This window comes from uncultured Pseudoxanthomonas sp. (assembly GCF_947498795.1).
Taxonomy (GTDB): Bacteria; Pseudomonadota; Gammaproteobacteria; order Xanthomonadales; family Xanthomonadaceae; genus Pseudoxanthomonas_A.
The window spans coordinates 228,871-255,680 of record NZ_CANMLQ010000002.1 but is presented as its reverse complement, the minus strand read 5'-3'; the positions used below and the strand labels follow the sequence as shown (position 1 = coordinate 255,680).

Below are 26,810 nucleotides of genomic sequence, written 5' to 3'. Positions count from 1 at the left end.
CGGATCATAGCCCGTACAAATCAGGGGTCGGACCGAAGCAACCGCGGTCATTGATGGGGGGCACGCCCCCGCCATAGCCGGTAGTACAACAGGCCTACCACTTCGTGCAGTGCGCGCTCAGTCTTCACGACGCCACCACTGCTCGGGACAAGGTGGTTCGGCGCACGGAACGGAACATAGTTCCAGTCCGCGCCCAGACTGCACACTTCGAATCCCGCCTGTTCCATCGAGTAACGCGCCCTCGGCATGTGCATGGCCGACGTCACCAACACTACGCGCTTCGGCACATCCTCCATCGCCGCGACGTTGATAGCGTTCTCCCACGTATCGGCAGACTCGCGCTCCACCGATATCAGGTCGGCCGGCACTCCAAGGCGCTTGGCGTAGTTCGCCAGTAGATCTCCCTCGGGCAGGCTTTCGGGCCAGCCTCTTCCACCCGCAAACACCAGACGCCGACCTGGCGCGGATCCCCACCAGGCAACCGCACTGTCGGCCCTTCGCCGACTGGCGATGCCGATTGCCGACAGGTCGAACAGTCCGCGGGGCTTGCGATCCACGCCCCCCGACAGGACGACGGCGACCGATGGGGGGTCGGACGAGCACGCTGCAGGAGGCGGACCGAAGTTCTCCAGCCGCGCTACCAGCAGGTTGGCGAACAGCGGGGTCATGGCCAGGAACGATGTTGCCGTCACGATGAGCGCCGCCATCGCGAGGCGGCCCCTAGCCGCGCGCCATGTCAGGGAGAGGATCACGAGGGATGCGGCAGCGAGCAGCCACAGGAGGGGCGAAAGCATGTTCCCCAAGATACCCGATTACCTCAAGCGGCGGACTGTCCGCCGGCCACGGCACGTTTCCGGAGCTCGATCTGCAGGAGCCACGCCTGCCCCTGCAGCCACCGCAGTTTCAACAGGCGATCATCCAGCCAGCGTGCGACGCGCGTGGCCGGCGCGCTGTTGAACAGCAACATCGGTAGATAGGGACGCAGGAAGGCTTGATAGGAAACGCGGACATCAAAATGCTTTTCCAGCAACGCGATAGTCGCCGCGTCGAAAGGAAATTCATCAGGCGTCCGCAGTTTCGGCGTCAGCTTCCGGAACATTCTCAGCACGAAGTTGCCCTGTGCCGGCTCAACGAAGCGCGCATAACCGTTCGCCGACAACTTTCCGGCGAGAACGGGCGCAAAACGCGGAAGATCGAGATGGTGCAGGACGCCATTGCCGAAGGCGTAGTCGACCGATCCATCGCCTACGCTTTCCAGCACGTTGGCATCGTCCACCACGAAATCGAAGCGGGCCGGCAAACCGAGCTGGTTGCAGTAGTTCACTGCCGCCGGGCTGATGTCGATACCCGTGTACTTGCCTTCGAAACCACGCAATGCAAGGGCTTGGTCGCCGCGGAAGCAGCCCACCTCAAGCACCCGTTTGTCCAGGCACTCCTGCGGTACGCCAGCGAAGGTGTACACATCGCGCACTGATTCATAGGCGTAACTCAGCCTGCGCTCATCAGTGATATTGATGCGCGCGTCGTGGAACTCAGCCTCGCTCCTGGCTCGGGAAGCGAGGTCATCCTGCGTTGAACTCATGGTGTTGTTCCGTCCGAAATACGCCCCAACTCCTCCTCCAACGTTGGAAGGCGATCCAACCGGTCAAGCCCCGGATCAGCCGCCCCCGAGTCGCCGCACGCCGGGAATCATCGTCCGCACACGGCTGTCCAGCGCCAGCACTGGAAGCACGTAGAGCAGCATCCACAGCCCACCTGCCACGAGAAGACGCGGCCAGGGCGTTTCGAGCCCGAACAGGCCGGAGACTTGCACAACCACGACGAACGTGGCGCCGGCGGTTAGCGCGAGCAGCAGCGATCGCGCGTCGGGCCGGTGGCGCAGGTCGCGTGGGCAGAACGCATAGAGTGCCACTCCCAGCGCGGAGAAACTTGCCACCGTCGCCCATGTCGCACCCATGTAACCGTGTCCGGGGATAAGCCACAGGTTGAGCAGGACATTGAGTCCGGTGGCGAACACCGTCAGCCAGAGCACCGTCACCGAGCGCTTGTGCAGCAGCAGCCCATAGCCTCCGATCTCGAGCAGGGGATACAGCGCATAGAGCGCTCCTATCCACGCGAAGACGGCACCGGAAGGCGCCTTGTCCGCACCACTGATGGCCTGTACGGCATCGCTCCCGACGCAGGCAATCGCGACGGCGATCCCGATAGAGGCGTAGGTCATCGGCAACAGCACCTTGGACTTCAGGGCGCGGACGGCCACGGCACCGCTGGTCTCCCAGCTCCGGTTCGCGACGGGGATGAAGGACTCCGACAGCGCAGCGCTCATGAGCAGACTGACCTGAAGCGCCAGCGAGTACCCGATGGTGAAGATGCCGACCGCCGAAAACTCGCCTGTCATGCCCTTCAGCATCAGGCGACCGATGGAGATGAGCAGGACGGTGGCGATCTCGTTCACGACGAGCGGCATCCCGTAGCGCAGGGTCAAGCGCATCTGCGACCAATCCCATTGCCGCGAGAAACGGAGGTTGCGCCGCACCCAATGGATGTAAAACACCACGACGACCGCCGCGGCCAGGAATCTGCCTCCATAGGCGGCCACGGCAGTGCGCTCGAGCGCGACGACTGCGCCCACCATCAGGACCAGTTCCATCCAGCGCCATGCCACACGCGTCACGGTCAACAGGCCGGAATGCTCGCCGGCTCTGAGCATCATCTGCACCAGACTGACGAACACCTGCAGCGGCACCATCATCACCGCCATCCACAGCACCGGCGAGAACGAGACGCCGCCAAACCAGTCCACGCACGCGAACACCGTGATGCCCACCGCCCAGATGCCGCACGACACCAGCAACGGCAGCAGGAACATGTTGGTGGCGAACCCCGGCAGTGCGCGGGCTTCGTCCTGGTAGGGATAGAAGCGCAGGATGGCGTGCTGCGCGCCCAGCTTCGCCACGGCGACGCCGATCATCAGCCACGTCTCGTAGTAGCCGAGGATGCCGTACTGCGTGTTGTCCAAAAGCCGCGTCAGCAGCGGGAACGACACCAGGCCGGCGACCATGACCAGCAGGCTGGCAGAGGAGTAGCGCAGGTAGTGCGCGCCCACGCTGCGCTTTCGCGGCGCCGTCGTGCCGTCTTCGCGGCTCATGGCGCGGGCTTGCCGCGAAAGACGGCGGGCAGGGGCTGGGAAGAAACGGCGTCAGGCATCACGGGTACAACGCACAAAGGCGCGCCGGTCGGTCATGGCCGGGCTGCCTGTACCCCCGCGACGCAGGCGGCGAAGCGCTGCGCGAGCTCCGGCTGGTCGATGAAGTCGTGGTGACGGCCGGGTAGCGTGTACACCTCGATCCGGCCTTCCACCCACCCGCGCCAGCCCAGCGCGTCATCGTCCTCGTGCCCGCGCAGGGGGGTCCGGAACAGGGCCACTTCGCCCGGATAGGGGTGCGGCCGATACGAGGCGAGCGCCTGGTGATGGGCGCGCTCGACCTGTTGCAGGCGTACCTGCTGCGGCAAGGGAAGTCCCGGCGAACGCCGGTGGCGCCAGCCCGCACGCGGCGAGTCCCACAGCCGCACGCGCAGGCGACGGAGGAGTTCGGTCCATGGCGTGTGCGCCAGCGCTTCGCGCCAAAGCGGCACGCGCCGCCACCACCGGCGATGCATCAGACCGGGCCCGAACGTATCGAACATCGCCAGCAGCACCACCTCGCGCCCAGACGCACGCAGCAGGCGCGCCGTTTCCAGCGCGAGTACACCCCCCATCGACCCGCCCGCCAGCATCAGCGGGCCCTGCGGGCGCGCAGCCTGGATCGCGGTGGCATAGGCGTCGGCCATGGTCTCCACGCGTGTCGAAGCGGCCGACATCCCGTCGAGACCCACCGCCTGCACGCCGAAAACCGGCTGCCACGATGGCAACGCATCGAGCAGCGGCATGTAATTGAGCACATTGCCGCCGACGGCATGCACGAGGAACAACGGTATGCCGTGCCCGCCGGCACGCAGGGTCACCAGGCACCGTCCGTCCGCGACCGCGACACCTTCGCCCTCGCCGGCCACCGCCACCGTCGCCTCGATGGCCTGCGCAAGCGTGGCCACGGTGGGATGCGCGATCAGCGTGGCCAGCGGCAGGTCCACGCCATGCCGCTGGTGGAGTTCGTTGAACATGCGCACGGCCAGCAGCGAGTAGCCGCCGGACTCGAAGAAATCGTCATCCACTCCGACCTCGGTCCGCTGCAGCAATCGCGCCCACTGTTCGCAGAGTTCGCGCTCGAGCGGCGTGCGGGGCGCGACGCGGCGACGCAGCGGCGTGGAGGCATCCAGCGTGGGCGGCGGCAGCGCGCGCCGGTCGATCTTGCCGTTGGGCGTCTTCGGCAGGCGTTCCAGCACTTCGATGTAGTGCGGACGCATGTAGGCCGGCAAGGCCGCCGTCAAGCGCTGGCGGAGGCGTTGCTCCACCCCGGCCGGTTCGGCCGCCGTCGACGCATACAGCACAAGCACCTGGTCGCCGCCGTCTAGGGTACGCACGACCGCCACGCACTCGGTGACGCCGTCGTCGCCCGCCGCCGCCGCTTCGATGTCGCCCGGTTCGATGCGGTACCCGCGCAGCTTGATCTGCTCGTCCGCGCGCCCGTGGAAGTGGAGCCGCCCCGCATGCAGGCGGCCCAAGTCGCCGGTGCGGTACATGCGCGAGCCGTCATCGGCGAACGGATCGCGGACGAACCGCTCGCTGCTCAGGTCGGGCCGATGCAGATATCCATCGGCAACCCCTGCGCCGCCGATCCATATCTCTCCCAGCGCGTGCGGCAGCGCCGGTCGCCGCTGTCCATCCAGAAGATAGAAGCGCGTGCGGGCGACCGGTTGTCCCAACGGCACGGTGTCCTCGCTTCCGTCGATGCGATGAAGGCTCGACCATACGGTCGTTTCCGTCGGCCCATACATGTTCCAGAGTTCGCGGCATTGCCCGTGCAGCGTTCGCGCCAGCGGAAGCGGCAACGCTTCGCCGCCGACCAGCAGGCGCAGGGGCGCGAGCACCTCGGTGCGTCCCACCTCCTGCAGCAGCGCCATCAGCGACGGCGTGGTCTGGAACAGCGTGCATCCGTGCCGCTCGATCAAGCGGCACAGGGCTTCGGGGTCGCGATGTTCCGCATCGTCGGCGATCACCACCTGCGCGCCGCAGACCAGCGGCAGGTACAGCTCGAGCGCGGCGATGTCGAACGAGAGCGTGGTCGCCGAGCACACCACGTCGTCACGGGTACAGCCCGGCTGTTCGCGCATCGTGGCCAGGAAGTTGACCAGGTTGCGATGCAGGATCCGCACCCCTTTCGGTTCACCGGTCGAGCCGGACGTGTACAGCACGTAGGCCGCATCGTCTTCCGCGACCCGGGGCAGCGCTCCGTCCTCACCGGTCGACTGCACGTCCGCCAACGTGAGCAACGCCCGACCTTCTGCCAGTCCGTCGGGCAGCGCGGCGCCCTCGCCGACCAGAAGCGTGCGCAGGCCGGCATGGTCGGCCATGTGCCGCAGGCGCTGGGGAGGAAAGGCCAGGTCCAGTGGCACGTAGGCCGCCCCGGCGCGCAGCACCGCCACGACCGCCACCAGCATGTCCAGCGATCGCGGCAGCGCGATGCCGACCAGATCGCCACGCCCGATGCCACGCGCGGCAAGTCCGCCCGCTGCGGCGCGCGTGCGCTTATCGAGCGTCGCGTAGTCGATCGAATGGGGCCCGCATGCGGCGGCCTTACGCGCCGGATGCGCGGCGAAGGCCTGTTCCAGCATCGCCACCAGGGACGGGGCATCCCCACCCGGCGGTGCGATGTCATTGACGAGCGCGAAGTTCGCCAATGGCTGCGAGGACGTCAGGTCGATGGACTGGATAGCCGCCTCGTTCCCTGACGCAAGTTCCTCCAGCAGGCGCAGGTACAGGCCCACCCAGTCGCGCAGCGTCGCCGCGTCGTACAACGCGGTCTGGTATTGCACCTCCAGCACCAGGGCCCCGGGCGTCTGGCGCCAGTAAAAACCCAGCTCCCAGGCAGCGGCCGAACGCGGAAGCACGTTCAACGCGCAGCGCACGTCGTCCATGCGCAGCTTGTCGAGCGACGGGGCCAGGGTGAAGATGGATTCCAGCAGCAGCATGCGCCCCGCGTGCCGCGGCAGTTGCAGCGCATCCACGATGCGTCCGAGCGAAGTGTCCTGGTGATCCGCCGCCTCCGCCAGGCGGGCCTGCACCTGCCGCGCCAGCGCTTCGAGCGGGGCGGCCGGGTCCACCTCAACCCGCAGCGGCAGGGTGTTGTCGGTATCGCCCACGACGCGCGCGCCACCGCCGCGTGCCGCACCGGCGAAAGGAATGCCGCAGACCAGGTCGGTCTGTCCGCTCAACCGATGCAGCAATGCGAAGTACGCCGACAGCAGCATCGCGAACCGCGTGGTACCGGTATCGCGTGCGCGTTCCCGGATCTGCTGCCACCGCGCCACGGGCAGCTCCACGGTGAAGCTGGCGGCATCGAAACGGATCCGCGCAGGCCTGGGCCGATCGGTGGGCAGCCGCAAGGGTTCCGGCAGCGTGGCGAACCGCGCGCGCCAGTACGCCAGGCTGTGCGCGCCTTCGGGCCCGTCGCGACGCGCGCGTTCTTCCCGCACGAAGTCGCTCCAGCGATCCGCAGCCGGAATGCGTGCACGCGCCTCGGGCGTCGTCGCGTTGTAGTGGTCCATCAGGTCCTTCAGCACCACCCGCATGGACCACCCATCCATCACCAGGTGATGCGCGGCCATGAACAACCGATGGTGGTCTGGCGCGAACGCGTACAGGATGCCCCTCACCAGGGGCGCGACCGCAGGATCGAACGGTGTCGCGCGCCACCGGCGGCACGCGGCGGCGTAGGCGGCTTCCGCGTCGGCCACGGCGGACAGGTCTTCGACCTGCAGCACCACCGCGCACTGCGGCTGGTGGATCTGCTCGGTACCATCGCGCGAAAACGCGACCGCCAGCGCCTGGTGCCGCGACACCACCTCGCGCAGCGCATTCTCGAAGCGCGTGCGATCCAGCGGCCCCTCCATCACCAACTCGAAGGCTTCCCCGAACGCCAGGGTGGCCTCGTCGCTGTAGCGGCTCCCCAGCCACTTCTCCGCCTGCGCATCCGTCAACGGAAACCGGAGGTCCCCCGCATGCCCTGCCCCTGGTGCATCTTTCCGCAAGAATGGCCTCCTGATGCACATTCCTCCCTTTGCCTTCGAGTATAGGCAAATGTGAGACGTGCGACCCGGTTTGGCGTCTTGCAGTGTTGACGGGGACGCCGCGCCATGGCGTCTACTCGCTCCCCAGACGACACGCTGGCTGCGGCCATGTCGTTCGTGAAGGCGTCCTTCACGATGCTGTGGGCGGGCTGTATGCCAGCGCCCATAAAGCGCAAAAACGTGAATCAGGTTTGAATCCGGCCAGAAGCGATTCTCCGATCCGTGAACCAATCGGCAGCGCCACGCATAACGTCGTATAGACTGGCCATCGGACAGGGGGTCCCCGTTTTTCGATACACAACGGCCGACAGGAGCCGTTCTAGATGACTGCATCCCGCATTTTGTCCCCCCGTAGCCTGCTGGGCCTCGTGCTGGTCCCGCTGGGCCTGGCCGCTTCGGCCGCCCACGCCCAGTCGCTGGGTGTCTGCAACTCGTTCTACACCTCCGGCTTCTCCCTCGCCGAGGGCAAGGTCAATCCGGCCATGCCGGCGCTGGGCAAGCCCGCCAAGGGCGCCGTGCTGAAGGAGCCGAACTTCAACACCTGCCTGGTCCGTGCCACGGACCATGCCGTCGAGCCGCCGAGCACCTTCGCCCGCAACGACTACTCGCGCCGGCAGGCGTTCAACGCCGACAACACCTATTTCATCGTCTACTCGAACGATGGCTGGTGGCACCTCTACAACGCCAACACCCTGGCGCACGTCCGCGCGCTGTCGCCCAAGGTGGCCAACGCCAACGTGTCCTCGGCGTACCACATGGCCGGCGATGCCGAGCCGCAGTGGCACCCCACCAATCCCAATATCCTGTACTACCTGCCCACCAACGGCGGCACCACGCTGCTGTCGCTCGACGTGCGCACCAACACGCACACGGTGGCGGCGGACTTCAACGGCAAGCTGCCGTCGTGGGCGTCGACCGCCGCCCACATCTGGACCAAGTCGGAAGGCTCGCCGTCGGCGGATGGCCGGTACTGGGGCTTCCAGGTGGAGAACAGCAACTTCGGCCTGCTGGGCTACATCGTGTGGGATCTCCAGCAGAACCGTCTGGTCGGCAGCCGCCAGGACAGCAACCGCCCCGATCACTCCAGCATGTCCGCGTCCGGCCGCTGGTACGTCACCTCGTCCGACACCACGGGTACCTGGGCGTGGTCGCCGGATTTCACCCAGAAGAAGAAGCTGCACCACAAGAGCGAACACTCGGACATGGCGCTGGGGCCGAATGGCCAAGACTACTATGTCTCCGTGGACTACCAGAGCAATACCGGCGACGTGTTCTACACCGATGTCGACGCTTGCCCAGCCGTAGCGGCGAGCGTCACCACTGCGCCGATCTGCCCGCGCACCGTCCTGTTCCCCAGCTACGTCAACGGCGCCGCCACCGCGATGCATTTCTCGGGTAAGGGTTTCAACAAGCCGGGCTGGGTGATCTGGAGTACATACGCGTCCAACGCTTCGCGCGACGGTTCGTGGCCGTGGTACACCAACAAGATCTACGCGATGGAACTGAAGGCGAACCCGCGCATGTACGCCTTGGGCTACACACGCCGGGCGGAATCCGCCGGCGGCTACTGGTCGGAACCGCATGCCTCGGTGAGCCGCGACTTCACCCGGATCGCGTTCAACAGCAACTGGGCCGTCAACGACGCCAACAACATCGATACGTACATCATCCACATCCCGCAGTCCGCGCTGCCCGGCGGCACCACGGCGCCGCCGCCGACCAGCGGACGCGTCACCGGCGGCACCCTGCCCCCGCTGACCAATACGGCGACGACGGCGGGCAGCCAGCCGGTGTCCGCAGGTACCGCCCCGGCGGTGACCGGTGGCAGCACCTCGACCGTTCCGGCGTCGGGTGATGTCGGCACCGGTGCCACGACCAGTGTCGCCTCCCGCGCCGCACGGAGCGCCAAGGCCAATGCGCGCCGCGCGATGTCGGCACTGCGGCGCAGCAGCCCACGGCTGACCAGTGCGCTGCTGTCGCTGCCGCTGGTCTACTGGGCGGACCAGCAGTGGGAGCTGGACGGGCAGAAGTAAGCCGTCGCCGCGCCCCCGCGGGACACGATCACGAGGCCGGCGGAACCCTGGGTTCCCCGGCCTTTCTGCTTTCTGCGCGACGTCACAGGTACCACGGCCAGAGCGACGCGCCCCACAGCAGTCCCAGCCGCGACTGCTGCATCACGTGCGAAACCCGAGACGCCATGCGTGGCGAGCGTGCCGCGGGATCGTGGGTCACCGGCATCCGTCGCGCTGCATCGGGTGGCACGCCGTGGGCGTCCAGCACCTGCCATCGCCCGGCGGCATTGAAGGTATGGCACCCATCGTGGTCCGGTGCCCAGGTCGGGTCCAGTTGCGAACTCCTGCGCTCGCGGTAGCGTTCGGGATCGAGTTCGATGACTTCGTTGAACACCACCGCCGCGCCATACACCGGTGCACAGCACTGGGCGGGACGCCAAAGGCGCCCGCCGTGGTGGAACAACCGGCCTGCCGGACGCGCGCTGCGCACGTCCGCGACGAGCGGGTTGGCCGGATGCGGGCGGTAGGGTCCCTCGAGCGCGTCGGCGACGAACAGGAACAGTTCGTCGGACGGATTGCCGCCACTCTCGGATACGTTGCCGAACAGGTACCAGTGCCCGTCATGGTGGTGCAGCGTCGGGTCCACGCAGGCGCAGCCTTCGAGCAGATCGCACACGCGGGTCCAGCCGCGCGGAAAGTCGGTCGTGCGGTACAGGCTGACGCAATCGGCCTCGTAGGATTCCACCGTCATGTACCACGCACCTTCCCAGCGGAACACCTGCGGATAGGAAAGGTGGAAGGGCTCGTCCAGCACGGTGCCTAGATTGATCGCCGTACCGTCGTCCAGGATCTGCAGGCATGCGATCACGCCCTGGTTGCGCGCATCGACGAACTCCTCGACGAACAGCAGGCAACGTCCGTCGTCGTCGACCAGGAAAGGATCCGCCCAGTAGTCCTTGCCCGGCGCCACCAGCGCACGCGAGGCGCCGATGCGCGGTGCCTCCGGCAGTACCGGGTCTGCGGCATCCGGCATCAGCACGTACCAGGGTTGGTGCGTGGCGCGGCGCCGTGCGCCGGACTGCAGGAGCAGGCGCAGCGCGATCCACGCGGCATGCACGCACATGCCCATGTTCCAGCGGATCGGCGCCGGCCCCACCTGCAGACGCGCCATCGACGCGGTGCCGCCCGTGTCGGGCAGGTCGCGGATCGCGCGCAGCAGCAGCGCGGGCAGCTTCAGGAACGCCATGTCGCGATGCTGGCTGAAGGACACGGCGCGTGTCGCGCCCCAGCTGCCGGCCAGCACCTCGGGCGCGGCGGCTCCGTCCCGGCACAGCTCCAGCGTGATCGGCGTGGCATCGTGCCCTTCCAGGATCGGCGACAGCAGGGCCGCACCCGCACGCACCGGATCACGCAGGTCGCCGTCGAGCAGCCAGCAGCCGTGCGTGGCCACGCTGGCGAAGGCACGGCCCCATGCGACCGGCGCCATGCAGATGACCAGGTCCGGGGCCAGCGCGGACAGGCGGTCGCGGATCGCGGCGGAATCGCGCAGGACGGAGGTGTCTCCCGTCGCAGGGCCATGCAGGTCCGCGGGCAGCGTCCCCGTGGTCAGCGGGCCTTCCATCGGACGTCCGCGCAGGCGCAGGAACAGTCGGAGCAGCGTGCGCTCCAGCCAGAGGAACGGGAACAGGCCGAGCGGCAGCCGGCGCGGCGACGGCTCCGCGTGCGCTTCCGCGTACACGGCGAGCAACTCCATGTCGTCACGGTCGCGCGACAGTTCGAACGCGCAGGTCAGCCAGCGCGGCACGCGTGCGGGCCCGACGAACACGACGCGCAGGGGCCGCGCGCGGCGGCGGGCGTACAGCGAGGTACGCAAGCGCGCCGTCATGCCGCCACCGCCCAGTCGCGCACCTGCGCGAGCACGTCGTCGCGGTGCGACGGCGACAGGATCAGGTGGTCGATCTCCGGCCTGAACGCAACGCGCAGGTGCGGGTGGTGGCGATGACGGCCGAACGTGGCATCGAGTTGCCGGGGATGGAGCAGGTAATACGAAACACCGCCGGTATAGAGCGCGAAGATGCGGACGCCGCGCTCGAGCAGTTGATCCAGTTCGTCCAGGAATTGCGGGTGCGCAGGCCAGTCGCGGTAATCGAGCAGGCCCGGCGCATCCTCCGGACGGGACCGGAAGAAGCGCGCCAGCATGCCGAACCAGTGCGTCGGCGCGCGCGACAGCACCAGTCCCATCTGGCCCACCCGGAACCACGCGTTCTGCACGGCCAGGCCATCGAGCAGCCACAGGCCGTCCACGCGCGGATCCTTCACCGCCGTGCGCCAGCCGAGGTCGGCCGCACTGCAGATGCCACCGACGATGAAGCGATCATTGCCGGTGGCGGCCTGCGCGGCATCCATCGCCTCCCGCACGACCTCCGTCTTGCCGGGATGCGAGCCCGCGGGGGCATCGCCCACCATCGGCAGGTCGAAGCGCAGCACGTCGTACCCTTCGGCCGCCAGCGTGCGCGCCAGCCGGACGTGCAGACGGAACGGACCCATCCGGTGGATCAGGCCGGCGTTGAACAGGACGAACGTGCGTCCACGGCGCGTCCCCTGCGCACGGGTCAGCAGGCCGAACGCCTTGCCGCCATCCAGCGGAATCACATCATCCATGCGCGTGCCGCTCCGGTCGCCACTGCGTGGCCTGGTCGAGGACTTCCTGCAGCCCGCCCAGGGGAATGAGGCCATCGAGATCGATTTCGCTGGTCCATCGCTGCAAGGCGTCGGGCAGCACGAAGCGCGCATCCGCGCGGACCGGGCCTTCGCCCGCCGGCGTGTCGAACAGCGCCACCGGCACGCCCGGATCGCCGTCGAGACGCAGCGCCTGCATCTGCGCGGGAAAACCTGAAGGCAGGCGATAGCCCATCAGATCGTCGGGCGTCGCGGGTGCGGCCGAGCGTGCACGCGGGTAGCGCGACCGCGAGTTGCGTTCGCTCGCATCGCGCCTGCGCAAGGTCTCGACATGGCGCGCGCCGTCGACGACGGGTTGCCAGAGCCAGAGCGCCGACGCGCCGAGCGACGCCGCTTCCCGCCATGCGAACAGGGCCGACGCGCGCACGGCCATGAGGTACAGCGGCACGCCGGGCGCGATGCTGCGCGCGGCGGCGGCGGCCAGTGCCAGGTCGCGCGACGCACCTTCGGGATCGAACGCGGACTCCTCGCCTTCCGAATCGCCGGTACCGAAATAGTCGAAGCGCAGGCACGCCATGCCGCGGTCCGCGATCATTCCGGCCAGTTGCGAGAAGAAACGGTAGCTGCGCATGTGTTCATGCAGCAGCGGCGGGCACATCAGCACGACGGCGTCCGCGCGCGCCTGTCGCGGCAGGTGGCGGATGCAGAACAGTCGCCGGTCGTCCACGCCGAAGAATCCCGGCGTCATCGTGGTGTCGCTCATCGCCGGCATGCGCAGCGCCCCGTTCGGCGCATGCAGCCTGCGGACACTTCCGTCCGCGCTGATCCGTTCAACACCACGTTCCTCCCCAGTATCGGCGCCGGCCGGGCGGCCATCGCCACGCCGCGTCCCCGCCGCCACGCTAGCGAACACGGGACCGACTCCCACGCCGCCACCAGTTCGCCATCCGGCGGAACATACCCACAGGCGGCGCTTCGGCCGCGCCGTCGATACGATCGCCTGCCGACGATGGCAGCTGTTCCGCCGCCTGCGCAAGGGTCTGCGTGGCCAGCTCCAGGATCCGCAGGCGCACGCCGGTGTCGCGCGCGACCCGGTTGGCCATCTGCACGGCGAGCATCGAGTGCCCGCCTACCTCGAAGAAATTGTCGCCCGCCTCGACCGGCACGCCCAGCATGTCGCTCCAGACCTGCGCCAGGTACGCCTGGCGCGGGTCGTCGAAGCACGCGGGCCCTGTGGTGCCGTGGTTCGGGGCCGATGCGGAAGGTACTGGCAAGCGGCTTCGATCCAGCTTTCCGTTCGGCAGCAGCGGCACCGCCGGGAGCCTGACGATGTGCTGCGGCACCATGTAGCGCGGCAGCGCATCGCGCAATGCGGCCAGCAGACGCTGCTCGTCGGCCTCGCCGTCGGTGTCCATCACCACATACGCCACCAGGCGCACATCGCCCGGCGTGTCCTCGCGCACGATCGCCACGGCACGCTGCACGCCAGCCTGCCGTGCCAGCACGTGTTCGATCTCGCCCAGTTCGATGCGATGGCCACGCACCTTCACCTGGAAGTCCAGCCGGCCCTGGTGCTCGAGCACGCCGTCGGTGCGCCAGCGCCCGCGGTCGCCGGTGCGGTAGAGGCGCGCGCCCGAGGCGGTGCCGCCCGAGACCAGATGATCGGGGATGAAGCGGTCGGCGGTGAGTTCGGGGCGGTCCAGGTAACCTTGGGTGACGCCGGCGCCACCGATGTGGATCTCGCCCGACACGCCCGGCGGACACAGCGCACCGCGCGCATCGAGGACCCACACCGTGGTGTTGGCGATGGGACGCCCGATGTGGATGTCGGGGCTGCGCCCGTCTGCGCCAGGCAGGATGCGTGTGCAGGTCGACCAGACGGTGGTCTCGGTCGGGCCATACATGTTCCACAAGTCCGAGCCGCACCCCAGCAGGTCCACTGCCAGGTCCGGCGGCAGCGGCTCGCCGCCGCACAATGCCTTGAACGGCCCGTCCGCCTTCCAGCCCACATCGCGCAACATGCGCCAGGTCGAGGGCGTGGCCTGCATCACCGTCGCCTTCGCGGTGCGCAGCAGTCGGGCCAACGCATCGCCATCGATGGCCTGCTCGCGGCTGGCGACGACCACATGGCCCCCCACCGCCAAGGGCAGGAACAGCTCGAGTACGGCGATGTCGAACGAGGTCGTCGTCACCGCGACCAGCCTGTCGTTCGCGGACAGGCCGGGTTCGCGCGCCATGCTGGCGAGGAAGTTCACCACCGCACCGTGCGGCACGCAGACGCCCTTCGGCTTGCCGGTGGAACCCGAGGTGTAGATGACGTACGCCGTCGCGTCCTGTCCGCCGAGGGTGGCGTCGTGGACGGCCGGCACGCGCGGAGCGGCGGCGATCGCGTGCGCATCGGCGTCCAGCCGCAGCAGACGCTCCATGGGCAGGTCCAGCGGCGCCGCGAGATCGCCTTCGCTCACCACCAGGCGAAGGCCTGCGTCGTCGACCATGAAGCGCAGTCGGTCCGGCGGGTAGGCCGGATCGAGCGGCACATAGGCAGCGCCGGTCCGCCATACCGCCAGCATCGCCGCCACCAGATCCGCGTGGCGGTCGAGGCAGATGCCGACCCGGTCGCCGGCCTGTACGCCGCGCCGCACGAGCTCGTCGCCGATGCGGGCACTGCGTTCGTGCAGGGCGCGATAGGCCATCTCGCTGCCGTCGCAGGACACGGCGACCGCGTCGGGCGCCAGCCGGGCCTGCGCGTGCAGCAGCGCATGTGCCGTGCGTTCGGCAGGCACGGTCACGGCCGTCGAGTTCCACTGCCCCAGCCGGGTGGCATCGTCGGCGCCGACGATCGGCAGCGACCCGATGGTCGACTCGGGCTGGCGGGCGATCGCGTCCAGCAGGGTGCCGAAGCGGTAGCCGATCGCGCGCGCGCCTTCCGGCGTCAGGATGTCCGCGTTGTAGCCCAGTGCCCCCGACAGGCCGGTCGGATGCTCGAGGAACCAGATGCCCAGGTCGTGCGCCATGCCCTTCTGGAACATCAGCAGGTGTTCATGGCGCAGTTCGCCCCACTGCAGGTTGCGCGCACGCACATCCTGGAACGAGAACAGCGCCTGGTAGATCGGCGAGCGGCTGGGATCGCGCGCGACCTTCAGTGCCTGCATCAGGTGTTCGAACGGGACGTCGGGATGGTCGAGCGCTTCCACCAGGCCGGCCTTGACCTCTTCCACCAACGCCAGGAACGGCATCGCCGGATCCAGCCGCCTGCGCAACGGCAGCACGTTGACGAAGAAGCCCATCACCTTTTCCAGCGCATCGCTGGGACGGTTGCGGAACGGCATGCCGACGACCAGGTCGTCCTGTCCGCTCAGGCGGTGCAGCAGCACGTAGTACGCGGCCAGCAGGGTCATGAACAAGGTCGCGCCGACGCGCCCGCCTACCTGCCGCAGGGCATCCGTGGTGGCGCTGTCCACGTGCACCCAGTCGGTACCACCGATGCCGCTGGCGCGCGCCGGCCGCGGCTTGTCTTCCGGCAGGTGCAGCGGTTCGCCGCTGCCCGCGAGGTGCGTGGTCCAGTAGGTCACCTGCCGCTGCAGCGCGTCGCCTTCCAGTTGCTGGCGATGCCAGGCAGCGAAGTCACCGTAGCTCGTCTCCAGCTCCGGCAGCGGCGAGGCCTGGCCCTGGGCGAAGGCCGCGTACAGCGCCGACATCTCCGTGTAGAAAATATCGAACGACCACCCGTCCCAGATCACGTGGTGGGTCATGAAGTAGAGCACGTGGTCGTCTTCGGCCAGCGTGTACAGCGCCACGCGGAACAACGGGCCCTGGTCCAGCACGAAGGGCTGCGCGGTGCGGGCCTCCAGGTCGGCCATCAGCGTGGCCATGCGCTCCGGTTCCGGCAGGTGGGTCAGGTCGATGGCGGGCAACAGCGGGACATCGAGCGCATCGTCGATGACCTGCACGGCCGTCTCGCCCTGCGACACCAGGCGCGTCCGCAGCGAGGCCTGGCGCCGCACCATTTCGCGGAATGCGCGGTCCAGCGCCTGCAGGTCCATCGGGCCATGCAACCGGTGCGCCGACGGCGTGTTGTAGGTGACCGTTCCCGGCTCGATCTGCTCCAGCACCCACAGGCGCTGTTGCATCAGCGTCATCGGCGCGGTGCGCGGGTCGGCGAGCTTCGGCACGATCAGCGCGGCGGACGCGGCGTCCTGCGGCAGCCCGCCCAGGCGTGCGCGGAGCGCCTCGGACAGACCGCGCGCCGTCGGCGTGTCGAACAGCTGTCGCAGCGGCACGGGCAGCCCCAGCGCGCGACCCAGGCGCGTGCACAGTTGCGCGGCCAGCAACGAATGGCCTCCCGCTTCGAAGAAGCCATCGTCCATGCCCAGGCCCGGACGCCCGAGGACGTCCTCCATCGCTTTCACCACCTGCGCCTGCAGCGCATCGGCCGGTGCGGTCGCCGGCGACGAGCGCGTCGCGGCGGCCGCATCCACGGTCGACGCCTCGGGCGCAGGCAGCGCCTTGCGATCCACCTTCCCGTTGGGCAACAGCGGGATCGCCGGCAGTCGCAGGATGTGCTGCGGCACCATGTAGTCGGGCAGGTGCTGCTTCAGGTGGTGCACCAGCGCGGCGTCATCGACGCCCGGCGAGGATGCGGGAACGACATACGCCACCAGCCGCACATCGCCGGGCCGGTCCTCGCGCGCCATCACGACCGCGCGCGCGAGTGCCGGATGCGTCAGCAACTGGCTTTCGATTTCGCCCAGCTCGATGCGGTACCCCCGCACCTTCACCTGGAAGTCGAGACGTCCCAGGTGTTCGAGCTCACCGTCCGGACGCCAGCGGCCGCGGTCGCCGGTGCGGTACAACGTCGGCGATGCGATGCCGGTACCGAAGCCGGCGGCCGTGGTGGCGAACGCATCCGGCAGGAAACGGTCCGCCGTCAGCTCGGGCCGGCCGAGATAGCCCAGCGTCACGCCTTCGCCACCGATGCAGATCTCGCCCGGCACGCCCCGCGGACAGGGCTGGCCGTTGTCGTCGAGGATCCAGACCTGCGTGTTGGCGATGGGACGGCCGATATGGATGTCGGGCATGCCCGGCTGCGCCGGCGCCATCACGCGCGTGGCCGTCGACCACACCGTCGTCTCGGTGGGGCCGTAGAGATTCCACAGCTCGCCGCAGCGCGGCAGCAGTGCCTGCGCCAGGTCCGGCGGCAGCGGTTCGCCGCCGCACATCGCCTTGAAGCCCGCACGCCCTTCCCACCCCGCTTCGAGCAGCAGGCGCCAGCTGGCCGGCGTGGCCTGCATGGCGGTGGCGTCGGTCGCGGCCAGCAGCGCGGACAGTGCAAGGCCGTCGATCACCGTGTCCTTGCCGGCCAGGATGATCTCGGCACCCACGCTCAGCGGCAGCATCAGCTCGAGGACGGCGATGTCGAAGGACAGCGTGGTCACCGCGACCAGGCGATCCTCGGCCGACAGACCGGGCTGGACCTGCATGGCGGTGATGAAATTGGACACCGCGCGGTGCGGTACCTGCACGCCCTTCGGGCGGCCGGTAGAGCCCGAGGTGTAGATGACGTAGGCCGGCCCTTCCGGATCCGCCGCGCCGCCATCGCGTCCCAGTCGCGCGGCCGGCAATGTGGCGAGTTCCGTCGCCAGTGAGTCGAGCGCCAGCACCGGACGCCCGCGAAGATCGAAGCGGGCCGCGTGGTGCGACTGGGTGACCAGCGCCGCCAGGCCTGCATCGCCGGCCATGTACGCGAGCCGGTCGGCGGGAAACTGCGGGTCCAGCGGCACGTAGCCGGCGCCGGCCTTGAGGATGCCCAGCAGGGCCGCCAGCATGTCGGCGCCACGGTCCAGCGCCAGGCCGACCAGTGCGCCCTTCTGCACGCCATGCCGGCGGAGCAGGTGCGCAATGCGGTTGGCGCGCACTTCCACCTGGCGGTACGTCAGCGCGCCATCGTCCGCGCGCACCGCGTTGCGATCCGGCGCGCGGTCGCACTGCCGTTCGAAGAATTCGTGCATGCGGCACTGGCGATCGAACGCCACGGGCGTCGGCTGCAAGGCCACCAGTTCCGCCAGCATGGCCGCGTCGACCAGGGGCAAGCGTGCGATCCGTTCGCCCGGTGCCTCGCACGCCGCGCGCAGCAGCGTCTCGAAGGCCGACAACCATCGGCGCACCGTGGCCGCCTGGAACAGGTCGGTGTTGTACTGCGTTTCCAGCCGCAAGGTGCCGTCGACCTGCACGGCGTTGATCGACAGTTCGAAGTTCTCGTAGTGGCGGGGATTGGTGGTGAAGTCCAGCGCCAGGCCCGGGAAGCCGCTCTTCTCCTGGTCCAGCGCCTGGTCGATGTTGAACATCACGCTGACCAGCGGCAGGCGCGCGGGATCGCGCGCGATGCGCAGCTTCTTCAGCAGCGTGCCGAAGGTGTAGCGCTGGTGCTCGATGGCATCCAGCAGCGTGGTCTGCGCGGCATCGACGACCTGGGTGAAGCTGTCGCTGGACTGCAGGTCGAACTTCAAGGGCAGCAGGTTGACGCAGTGCCCGACGAGATGGTCATGGCCATCCACCGACTGTCCCGCCGCCGGAATACCCACCACCACCTGCTCCTGCCCCGCGATGCGCGACAGCAGCGCGGCGAAACCGCCCAGCAGGGTCGCGAACAGGCTGGCACCGCGCCGTGCACCGAGCCGGCGCACGGCGGCCACCAGGTCGGCGTCGAGCACGTGGTCCTCGCGCAGCGACGCGAAGCTGCGGCGCGCGGGGCGCGGCCGGTCGGTGGGCAGGTCCAGCACGGGCGACAGGCCTGCGAACTGCGACAGCCAGTAGGCCTCGTCGTCGCGGTATTGCGGCCCCATCGGATGCCGCGCTTCCGCCAGCGCATAGTCGGCGTAGTGCTCGGCCTCCGGCAGCGCACCTTCGCCCTGCCCGTAAGCGGCTCCCAGTTCGCGCACGATCACCCACCACGACCAACCATCGCAGACCAGGTGGTGCGCATGCATCAGCAGCACGTGGTCCTGCGCGGACAATCGCACCAGTTCGGCGCGGAACAGGCGGCCCTGCGCCAGGGCGAACGTGGTTTCGACGCCCGTGCGGCGACGCTCTGCGAGCTGCTGTTCGCGCTCGGCCGCAGGCAGCGGAGAAAGATCCGTCAACGGCAGCGGCAGCGGCGCGGGCTCCAGCACGCAGAAGGTCTCGCCGTCCGGACCGAAGCTGGCACGCAGCGCGTCGTGACGCGCAACGACGGCCTGCAGCGCACGCTGCAGGCGCGCAGCGTCCAGGGCACCGCGCAACCGCAGCGATACCGATTCGTTGTAGGCGAGGGACGCGTCTTCACCGAGCTGCGACGCCAGCCACAGCTCGCGCTGCGGCTCCGTGGTCGGCACCACGCGCGCCAGCGCGCCACCGGCGAACGGGTCGTAGTCGACAGCGATGGTCGCGTCCTGGCGTTCCACCCTCGCCTCCCTCACGCAGTCACCCGGAGATACTGGCCAGGAGCATCGGGATTGGGCACGTACCACGCCGGGCGGCCGTCGGGGTCGCGTCCCAGCCGGGCGCCGGGCGCAACCGGATCAGCCGCGTCCATGACCGTGCGCGAGGTGGCCGCGTGGCGCGGCAGCAGTTCGGCTTCCTGCAGCTCGAGCACCGCTTCCTTCCACGCCTGCGCAATGGCCTGGAAGTCGGCCTCGCTGTGGGCGGTGGTGAAGAAGCACGGGAAATTGTCGAGGATGTGGATGCCACGGCTGCGCATCATCGCGAACAGCAGGTCCTGCAGCGGATGCTCTTCGTCGAAGTGCGTGCGCCACAGCGATGCGAAGTGCTTGATGCGCACCGGTGCGCCGACGCCCTCCGAGAACGCATTCAGTTCCGCCGCCATCGCCGCGGTGCGCTCGTTGAGGCGCTGCTGCAGGGCCGCGCCGTGTTCCTTCATGTGCAGCAGCGACGCCTTCGCCGCCGCAAGCGTGAGCGGATGGCGCACGAAGGTGCCGGCGAAGTAGGTCACGCCGGCCGGCGGCGTGGAGTCGTCGCCGTACTGCCAGTAGCCGCCATCCAGCGCATCCATGTACTCGCGCTTGCCGGCCATGACACCGATCGGATAACCGCCACCGACCACCTTGCCGTACGTGCACAGGTCGGCCTTGATGCCGAACAGCGCCTGCGCACCGCCGGGATGCGAGCGGAAACCTGTGATCACTTCGTCGAAGATCAATACCGCGCCGGCCTCTGCCGTGATCTTGCGGACGTCCTTGAGGAACTCGACCGGCTGGAAGTCGGGACGGCGGCTCTGCACCGGCTCCACCAGCACGGCCGCCAGCTCGTGCGCGCGCTCGCGGATGATCTGCAGGGTCTCCGGCGTGCCGTAATCGAGCACCAGCACCTTCTCCGCGGTGTTGCGCAGGATGCCGGGGGCGGCCGGCACGGCGCGCAGCTTCTTGGTGCCGCGCACGATCACTTCGTCGTTGATGCCGTGGTAGGAGCCGGAGAACACCACGATGGTCTCGCGGCCGGTCGCGGTCCGCGCGATGCGCATCGCGCCGAGCACCGCCTCGGAGCCGGTGTTGCACAGCGCGGCGCGATCATGGCCGGTCAGTTCGCACACCAGCTGCGACACCTCGCCGGCCAGCGGATGCATCGGGCCGATCTCGTAGCCCTGTTCGATCTGCTGCTTCACCGCCTCCACCACGAAGTCCGGCTGCCAGCCGAAGAGGCTGGTGCCGAAGCCATTCAGAGCGTCGACGTATTCATGCCCGTCGATGTCCCACACGTGGGATCCCTTCGAGCGCTGCACGACGATCTGGTACACGATCTCCTTGGTGAGCGGCCGGAAGCCGGTCACCACGCGCGGATCGGCCATGTGGCCGCGATGCTGCTGCGTGTAGGCCTTGGAGTTGGGCGTGCGTGCCGTGTACCGACGGATGAAACCATCGAGGCGTTCGCGCTGGTGCGGGTTGAGTTCGGTACCGTTGTGCGCGTCGATGCGGGCGATCGCGCCGAAGGCCTTCTTGACGTCGTAGCGCGTATGGGCGAGCGCCGCTTCCTCGTCGGCGGCGACGGCCGTGCCCGCGGGTGCGGACGCGGCAACCGGTGCGGACGGCGGCGCGGAGACCGGCGCGGCCTCCACGGGCGGCGCGGGCGCGGGCGCGGGCGCCACGGCGGCAGGCGCGACGGGTGCGGTGCCCGCAAGCAGGGCCAACTGCTGGGACATCAATTGCATCTGCTGGGCGATCAGCTGGCTCAGCGCATCCCCGCCTGCCAGTGCCCGCATCGGCGCGACCGTCATGGGCGCCGGTGCGGGCGCCAATGTCGCCGGCATCGCGAGGGCCGACGGTGCCGCGAGCACCGCGGGCGCTGCGCTCTGGACGACGGGGGCCGTCGGGGCCGGCGCGGTTTCGGGCGGCAATTGCGCATCCAAGCCCTGGGTCAGGCGATCGAGACTGGCGTATTCGCCCATCAACTGGCGGAAGGTGATGCGTACCGGGAAGGTCTTCTGCAACTGCAGCGCGACCTGGGTCAGCATCAGGCTGTCCAGGCCCAGCTCGATGAAGTTCGCATCGCCGTCCGCGTCTGACAGCTCGAAACCGGCCACGTCCTCGAACACCTCGCGCAGCTGCGCGGCAATGCGGGGGCGACGATCGGCGGCGGGCGGTGCGATTTCGGGCACGACGGACATCAGGAACTCCGGGGCCGCACGCGCGGCCAGGCTGGGGTGGGGAATGACGTTGCGGGGCACCGCATGGGCGGCCTCTACCCAATAACGCTTTTTTTCGAACGGATAGGTCGGCAGGCAGAGACGCAGGCGACGGCCCCGTCGATCCAGGGCCTCGGCATGCACGTCGACGCCCTGCGACCACAGCTGCCCGAAGGCGTTCAGCAAGGCCGCATGTTCGCCCTCCACGTTGTCCGCCAGCGAGGCGACGGCGGCAATGCGGTGCTTCTGCAACAGGGGTTGCTGGCGCGATAGCGTGGCGAGGGTATTGCGCGGGCCGATCTCCAGCAGCACGCGGCCAGGACGCTCCAGGACGTGCGCGACGGCAGAGGAGAAGCGCACGGGCTCGCGCAGATGGCGGGCCCAGTACTCCGGCGACACCGCCTGCGCGTCCGCGAGCCATTGGCCGCTTGCGGTCGACAGGATGGGCAGCGACGGCGCGTGGCGCACCAGCGCCTCCACTTCCGCGCGGAATGCCGGCACCACGGCGTCCATCATCGCGGAGTGGAACGCGTGGGATGTCTTCAGCGCGCGGCAGGCCACGCCCTCCCCCTCCAGCTGATGCTGGAAGGCGGCGATCGCCTCGTGCGGCCCCGCCACAACGCAGGCGCCCGGTGCATTCTCCGCCGCCAGCGACAGCGCATCTGGCAGGCGCGCCTGCAGCGCATCGAGCGGCAGGCGCACGGACAGCATCGCGCCCGCGGGCTGCGCCTGCATCAGGCGGCCGCGGCGCGCGACCAGCCGCAACGCATCCGGCAGCGAGAACACGCCCGCCAGTGTCGCGGCGACGAATTCGCCGACGCTGTGGCCGACCATGGCCGTGGGCACTACGCCATGCGACATCCACCAGCGCGCCAGTGCGTATTCGATGCTGAAGATCGCGGGCTGCATGATGGCGGTGGGCAGCAAAGCGTCGGCGTCGTCTCCGAACACCAGCGCGCGCAGGTCCTGGCCCAGTTCGACATCGAGCACCTGCGCGCAGTCGTCGAACGCGGCGCGGAAGGCCGGCTCGGCGGCGTACAGCGCCCGTCCCATGCCGGCGTACTGGCAGCCCTGCCCGGGGAACATGAAGACGACATCCGCCGCCTGGACAGGCCGCGACTTCGATGCATTGGCCGACACATCGGCGCTGCGCAGCAGCGCGACCGCGTCTGCCGCACTCGCCACCGCCACGGCGATGCGATGCGGGAACGCCTTGCGACCCACGGCGAGTGTCCATGCCACGTCGGCGACGTTGAGAGCGGGTTCGCGTTCCAGGTGATCCGCGAGCCGGGCGACCGCCTCGCCCAGGGCGGCGGGCGTGCGCGCCGACAGCGTGAGCACCTGCGGGCCGTCGCCGGGGTCGGATGGCGCAACCGCGGGTGCTTCCTCCATCACCACGTGCGCATTGGTGCCGCCCACGCCGAAGGAGCTGACCCCCGCGCGCCGCGGTTGGCCCTCGAGCGCATTCCAGGGCGCCAGCTCGCCGCTCACGCGGAATGGCGTGCGCGCGAAGTCGATCACCGGGTTGGCATGGCGGAAGTGCGCCGTGGGCGGCAGGCAACGCTCGCGCAGCGCATAGGCCGTCTTGATGACGCCGGCGGCACCGGCCGCCATCAGCAGGTGGCCGACGTTGCTCTTCACCGAGCCGACCACGCAGAAGTCCGTGTCGTCGGTACTCCGGCGGAACGCGCGCGTCAGCCCTTCGATTTCGATGGGGTCGCCCATCGGGGTGGCGGTACCGTGGGCCTCCACGTACCCGATGCTGCGCGCCTCCACGCCTGCGTCGGCGTGCGCCATGGCGATCACCGCGGCCTGCCCTTCGCTGCTCGGCGCGGTGAAGCTGGCTTTCTGGCCGCCGTCGTTGTTGACCGCCGCGCCACGCACCACGGCATGGATCGGGTTGCCATCGGCGATGGCATCGGAGAGGCGCTTGAGCAGGACGACGGCCGCCCCGTCGCTGAACACCGTGCCGCTGGCATCGGCATCGAAGCTGCGCGTATGGCCGTCGGCGGAGAGCATGCCGCCTTCCTGGTACACGTGTCCGCTGCGCACCGGGCAGGTCACCGCGATGCCGCCTGCCAACGCCATGCTGCAACGCCCCGCACGCAGGCTGTCGATCGCCTGGCTGATGGCGACCAGCGAGGTGGAGCACGCGGTGTGCACGCTGACGGCCGGGCCGGTGAGGTTCAGCTTGTGCGCGACGCGCGTGGCGATGTAGTCCTTCTCGTTGCCGAGCATCACCTGGAACGCGCCGAGCTTGTCGACCAGGTCGGGATGCGCCAGCACGTTGCGCTGGTAATAGCTGGCGTTGTACATGCCGGCGAACACGCCGACCGGCTCCGTCGTCGCATCCGGCACGTGGCCGGCGCGCTCGATGCATTCCCAGCACAGCTCCAGGAAGATCCGCTGCTGCGGATCCATCAGTTCCGCTTCCTTCGGCGAGATGCCGAAGAAGGCGGCGTCGAACTTGTCGACGTCGTCAAACACGCCCCGCGCCGGTACGTACGCCGGGTCGGCACGCTGCGCATCGGGAATCCCGGCATCCAGCTCATCCGCGGCGAAGCGGCTGACGCTGTCGCGGCCGGCGCACAGGTTGTCCCAGAACGCTTCGACGGTCGAGGCGCCCGGGAAGCGACCGGCCAGCGCCACGATGGCGATCGGCTCGTGCGCGTGCAGGTCGCGCCGGGCGGACATGCGCGCGGCGTCCAGCGGCTGGCGCTGGCCATCCGCCATCGCGGCGGCGAGTTGCGCCGGCGTCGGCGCGCGGAACAGCGCCATGGCGGGCACATCGCCCACACGCTCGCGGCGCGCCGCTTCGAGTACACGGATCGCCAGCAGCGACGTACCACCGAGGTCGAAGAAGTTGTCGTCGCGCCCCAGGTCTTCCAGGTCGAGCACATCGGCGAAGATGCGGCACAGCGCCGCTTCGGTCGCATCGCGTGGCGCGCTGTACGCCCCGGCCCATTCGGGACGTCCACGACCGGGGCGCGGCAGCTTGTGCCGGTCCAGCTTGCCGTTCGGCGACAGCGGCAGCGCGTCCATCTGCACATACGCCACCGGCACCATGTAGTCAGGTATTGCCTCCACCAGATGCTGCCGCAGGCGCTCCAGGTCGACGGGCGCATCCCGGTCCCGGGGCGCCAGGTAGGCCACCAGGCGCTTGAGGCCGGGCACGTCCTCGCGCGCCAGCACACCCGCTTCGCGCACGCCGGGGAACGCCATCACCTGCGCCTCGATCTCGCCGAGCTCCACGCGGAAACCGCGGATCTTCACCTGGAAGTCCTGCCGCCCCAGGTATTCGACCGTACCGTCCGGCAGCCAGCGACCGATGTCGCCGGTGCGATACATGCGCGCGCCGGCGCAGTCGACGAACGGATCGGGCAGGAAACGTTCGGCCGTCAGGTCATCGCGATGCAGGTAGCCGCGCGCGACCACCGGACCGGCCAGGTAGAGCTCGCCGACCACACCGAGGGGCAACGGGCGGCCCTGCGCGTCGAGCACGTAGAGGCGCGCATTGGCGATGGGCCTGCCGATGGTGGGCAGGCGCGGCCAGGCATGCGGATCTTCCGGCAACGTCAGCGCGGTGACCACATGGGTTTCGGTGGGACCGTAGTGGTTGTGCAGGCGGCAGCCCGGCAGCTGTTCGAAGAAACGCACGATCTTCGGTTCGATGCGCAGTTGCTCACCGGCGGTGATCACTTCGCGCAGCGCACACGCGATGCGCTGGCCCTCGGGCAGCGAGGCAAGGTGGCCCTCCAGGCCCTCGGCCAGCATCTGCAGCGCGAAGTACGGCAGGAACATGCGCTCGATGCGCTGTTCGACGATGGTCTCGAACAGCTTGCCCGCGCTCATGCGCGTTTCCTGGTCGATCGTATGGAGCGTCCCGCCGGTCGCCAGGGTGGCGAAGACTTCCTGGAACGCGACATCGAAACCCAGCGCCGCGAACTGCAGGGTACGCAGCGGCGCGTCATTGCCGGGCTCGCGCATCTGCCACTGGATCAGGTTGACCAGCGGCCCGTGCGGCATCGCCACGCCCTTGGGCTTGCCGGTGGAACCGGAGGTATACAGCACGTAGGCCAGATCTTCGGGGCCCACGCCGGCCTCGTCGTCGGCCAGATCGTGCGATGCCATCGACGTGGCAGCCGCATCGGCGTGCTGCATGTCGATGACGACCAGGTGTTCGGGAAGTTCGCCCAGCACGTCACGCGCCTCGCGCTCCATGCCCGGCATCGTCAGCAGCACGCGCGGCGCGCTGTCGGCCACCGTATAGGCCAGGCGGTCGGCGGGATACGTGGGGTCCAGCGGCACGTAGGCACCGCCCGCCTTCAGTACGGCCAGCAGGCCGAGCACCACCTCGATGCCGCGATCGACGTAGATCGCCACGCGCTCATCCCGTCCCACGCCGTGGTGCTTCAGCATCCGGGCCAGCCGGTTGGCGCGCGCATTGAGTTCGGCGTAGGTCAGGCGCGCATCGCCCTGCACGAGGGCCACGGCGTCAGGGGTCTCCGCCACCCGCGCCTCGAACAGGCGATGTACACCGGCTACCCGGGGGAACGGGTGGGCCGTGTCGTTGCCGAACGCGAGCAGATCGCCCGCCGCGTCCGCAGGCACGATCGCGGCCTCCGAGAGGAGCGTATCCGGCGCTGCGGCGAGCGATGCCAGCAGGCACGCCCAATACGACAGCCATTGGCGCAACTGCGCGTCCGTATAGCCACCGTCGTGGTCGTGCAGCACCACGTCGCCGCCGATCAGCTGCAGCACCAGCGGACATGCCGGCGCGTCGGCCGCTTCGCGTACATACGCCGCCCACGGTGCCGCGTCGCTGGCGAAGGCGGCCGTTGCGTCCGACGCCGGGGCGACTGACGCATCGAGGGCCGCCACAAGCCGGCCGGTCGCGCTGGCGACTCGCTCGCCGTCCAACGCCAGCGTCCATGCGAGCGCGGGCGTCGTCCGGTCTCGCGACCAGGCCAGCGACACGCTCGCCATCGGCTCGACGGTCATCCGTGCGAGCAGCGTGGCCCAGGCCACTGCCGCGACTGCGTGCGTTTCCACGCCGATCTCGCTCGCGAGCTGCGCGAGTTCCGCCGGTTGCGGCATGCGCGCCGACGTGATGCCGGCATGCGGCGCGCTGCGCCAGGGCAAAGCCTGGCTCGCCGCCGGTAAGCGGCGAGGATCGTCGAGGGTGTCGCTGGCAGTGTCCACGTCGGTGCCCCATGGAG

Annotated in this window: 10 protein-coding genes; 1 reads left to right on the top strand and 9 read right to left on the bottom strand. The window is 69.1% G+C overall.

From position 1 onward, the window contains the following. Positions 1 to 47: 47 nt before the first annotated feature. From Q0907_RS07350 to Q0907_RS07335, 4 genes are all read right to left on the bottom strand, one after another. Positions 48 to 794: a YdcF family protein gene (locus tag Q0907_RS07350; RefSeq protein WP_299342930.1), complete on the bottom strand. Its 747-nt coding sequence runs from the start codon at positions 792 to 794 to the stop codon at positions 48 to 50. Between the two features lie 23 nt (positions 795 to 817). After that, positions 818 to 1,582 carry a class I SAM-dependent methyltransferase gene (locus Q0907_RS07345; RefSeq protein ID WP_299342928.1) on the bottom strand — a complete coding sequence of 255 codons (765 nt, stop codon included), beginning with the start codon at positions 1,580 to 1,582 and terminating at the stop codon, positions 818 to 820. Between the two features lie 75 nt (positions 1,583 to 1,657). Then, entirely contained in the window at positions 1,658 to 3,148 is a 1,491-nt protein-coding gene (locus Q0907_RS07340) for an oligosaccharide flippase family protein (RefSeq protein WP_299342926.1), read from the bottom strand. A 92-nt stretch (positions 3,149 to 3,240) separates the two neighbouring features. After that, positions 3,241 to 7,137, bottom strand: a complete 3,897-nt coding sequence (locus Q0907_RS07335; protein ID WP_299342924.1) for an amino acid adenylation domain-containing protein — start codon at positions 7,135 to 7,137, stop codon at positions 3,241 to 3,243. Between the two features lie 413 nt (positions 7,138 to 7,550). Here Q0907_RS07335 and Q0907_RS07330 point away from each other — a divergent pair, with 413 nt between their 5' ends. Then, positions 7,551 to 9,260 carry a hypothetical protein gene (locus Q0907_RS07330; protein WP_299342922.1) on the top strand — a complete coding sequence of 570 codons (1,710 nt, stop codon included), beginning with the start codon at positions 7,551 to 7,553 and terminating at the stop codon, positions 9,258 to 9,260. An 82-nt stretch (positions 9,261 to 9,342) separates the two neighbouring features. On the opposite strand, the gene Q0907_RS07325 is transcribed toward Q0907_RS07330, so the two are convergent. From Q0907_RS07325 to Q0907_RS07305, 5 genes are all read right to left on the bottom strand, one after another. Next, a complete protein-coding gene (locus tag Q0907_RS07325) occupies positions 9,343 to 11,124 on the bottom strand; it encodes a hypothetical protein (RefSeq protein ID WP_299342921.1) in 1,782 nt (593 codons plus the stop codon). Then, the gene (locus Q0907_RS07320) at positions 11,121 to 11,900 is read right to left on the bottom strand and encodes an alpha/beta fold hydrolase (RefSeq protein WP_299342919.1); all 780 of its coding nucleotides are present in this window, start codon (positions 11,898 to 11,900) and stop codon (positions 11,121 to 11,123) included. Before Q0907_RS07320 ends, Q0907_RS07325 begins: the two co-directional genes overlap by 4 nt. Further along, positions 11,893 to 12,681 carry a hypothetical protein gene (locus Q0907_RS07315; RefSeq protein WP_299342917.1) on the bottom strand — a complete coding sequence of 263 codons (789 nt, stop codon included), beginning with the start codon at positions 12,679 to 12,681 and terminating at the stop codon, positions 11,893 to 11,895. The genes Q0907_RS07320 and Q0907_RS07315 overlap by 8 nt, the downstream gene beginning before the upstream one ends. A 139-nt stretch (positions 12,682 to 12,820) precedes the next feature. Continuing rightward, entirely contained in the window at positions 12,821 to 19,357 is a 6,537-nt protein-coding gene (locus Q0907_RS07310; protein ID WP_299342915.1) for a non-ribosomal peptide synthetase, read from the bottom strand. Between the two features lie 11 nt (positions 19,358 to 19,368). Continuing rightward, complete coding sequence (locus tag Q0907_RS07305; RefSeq protein ID WP_299342913.1) at positions 19,369 to 26,793, bottom strand: polyketide synthase; 7,425 nt, start codon at positions 26,791 to 26,793, stop codon at positions 19,369 to 19,371. Between the last annotated feature and the right edge of the window lie 17 nt (positions 26,794 to 26,810).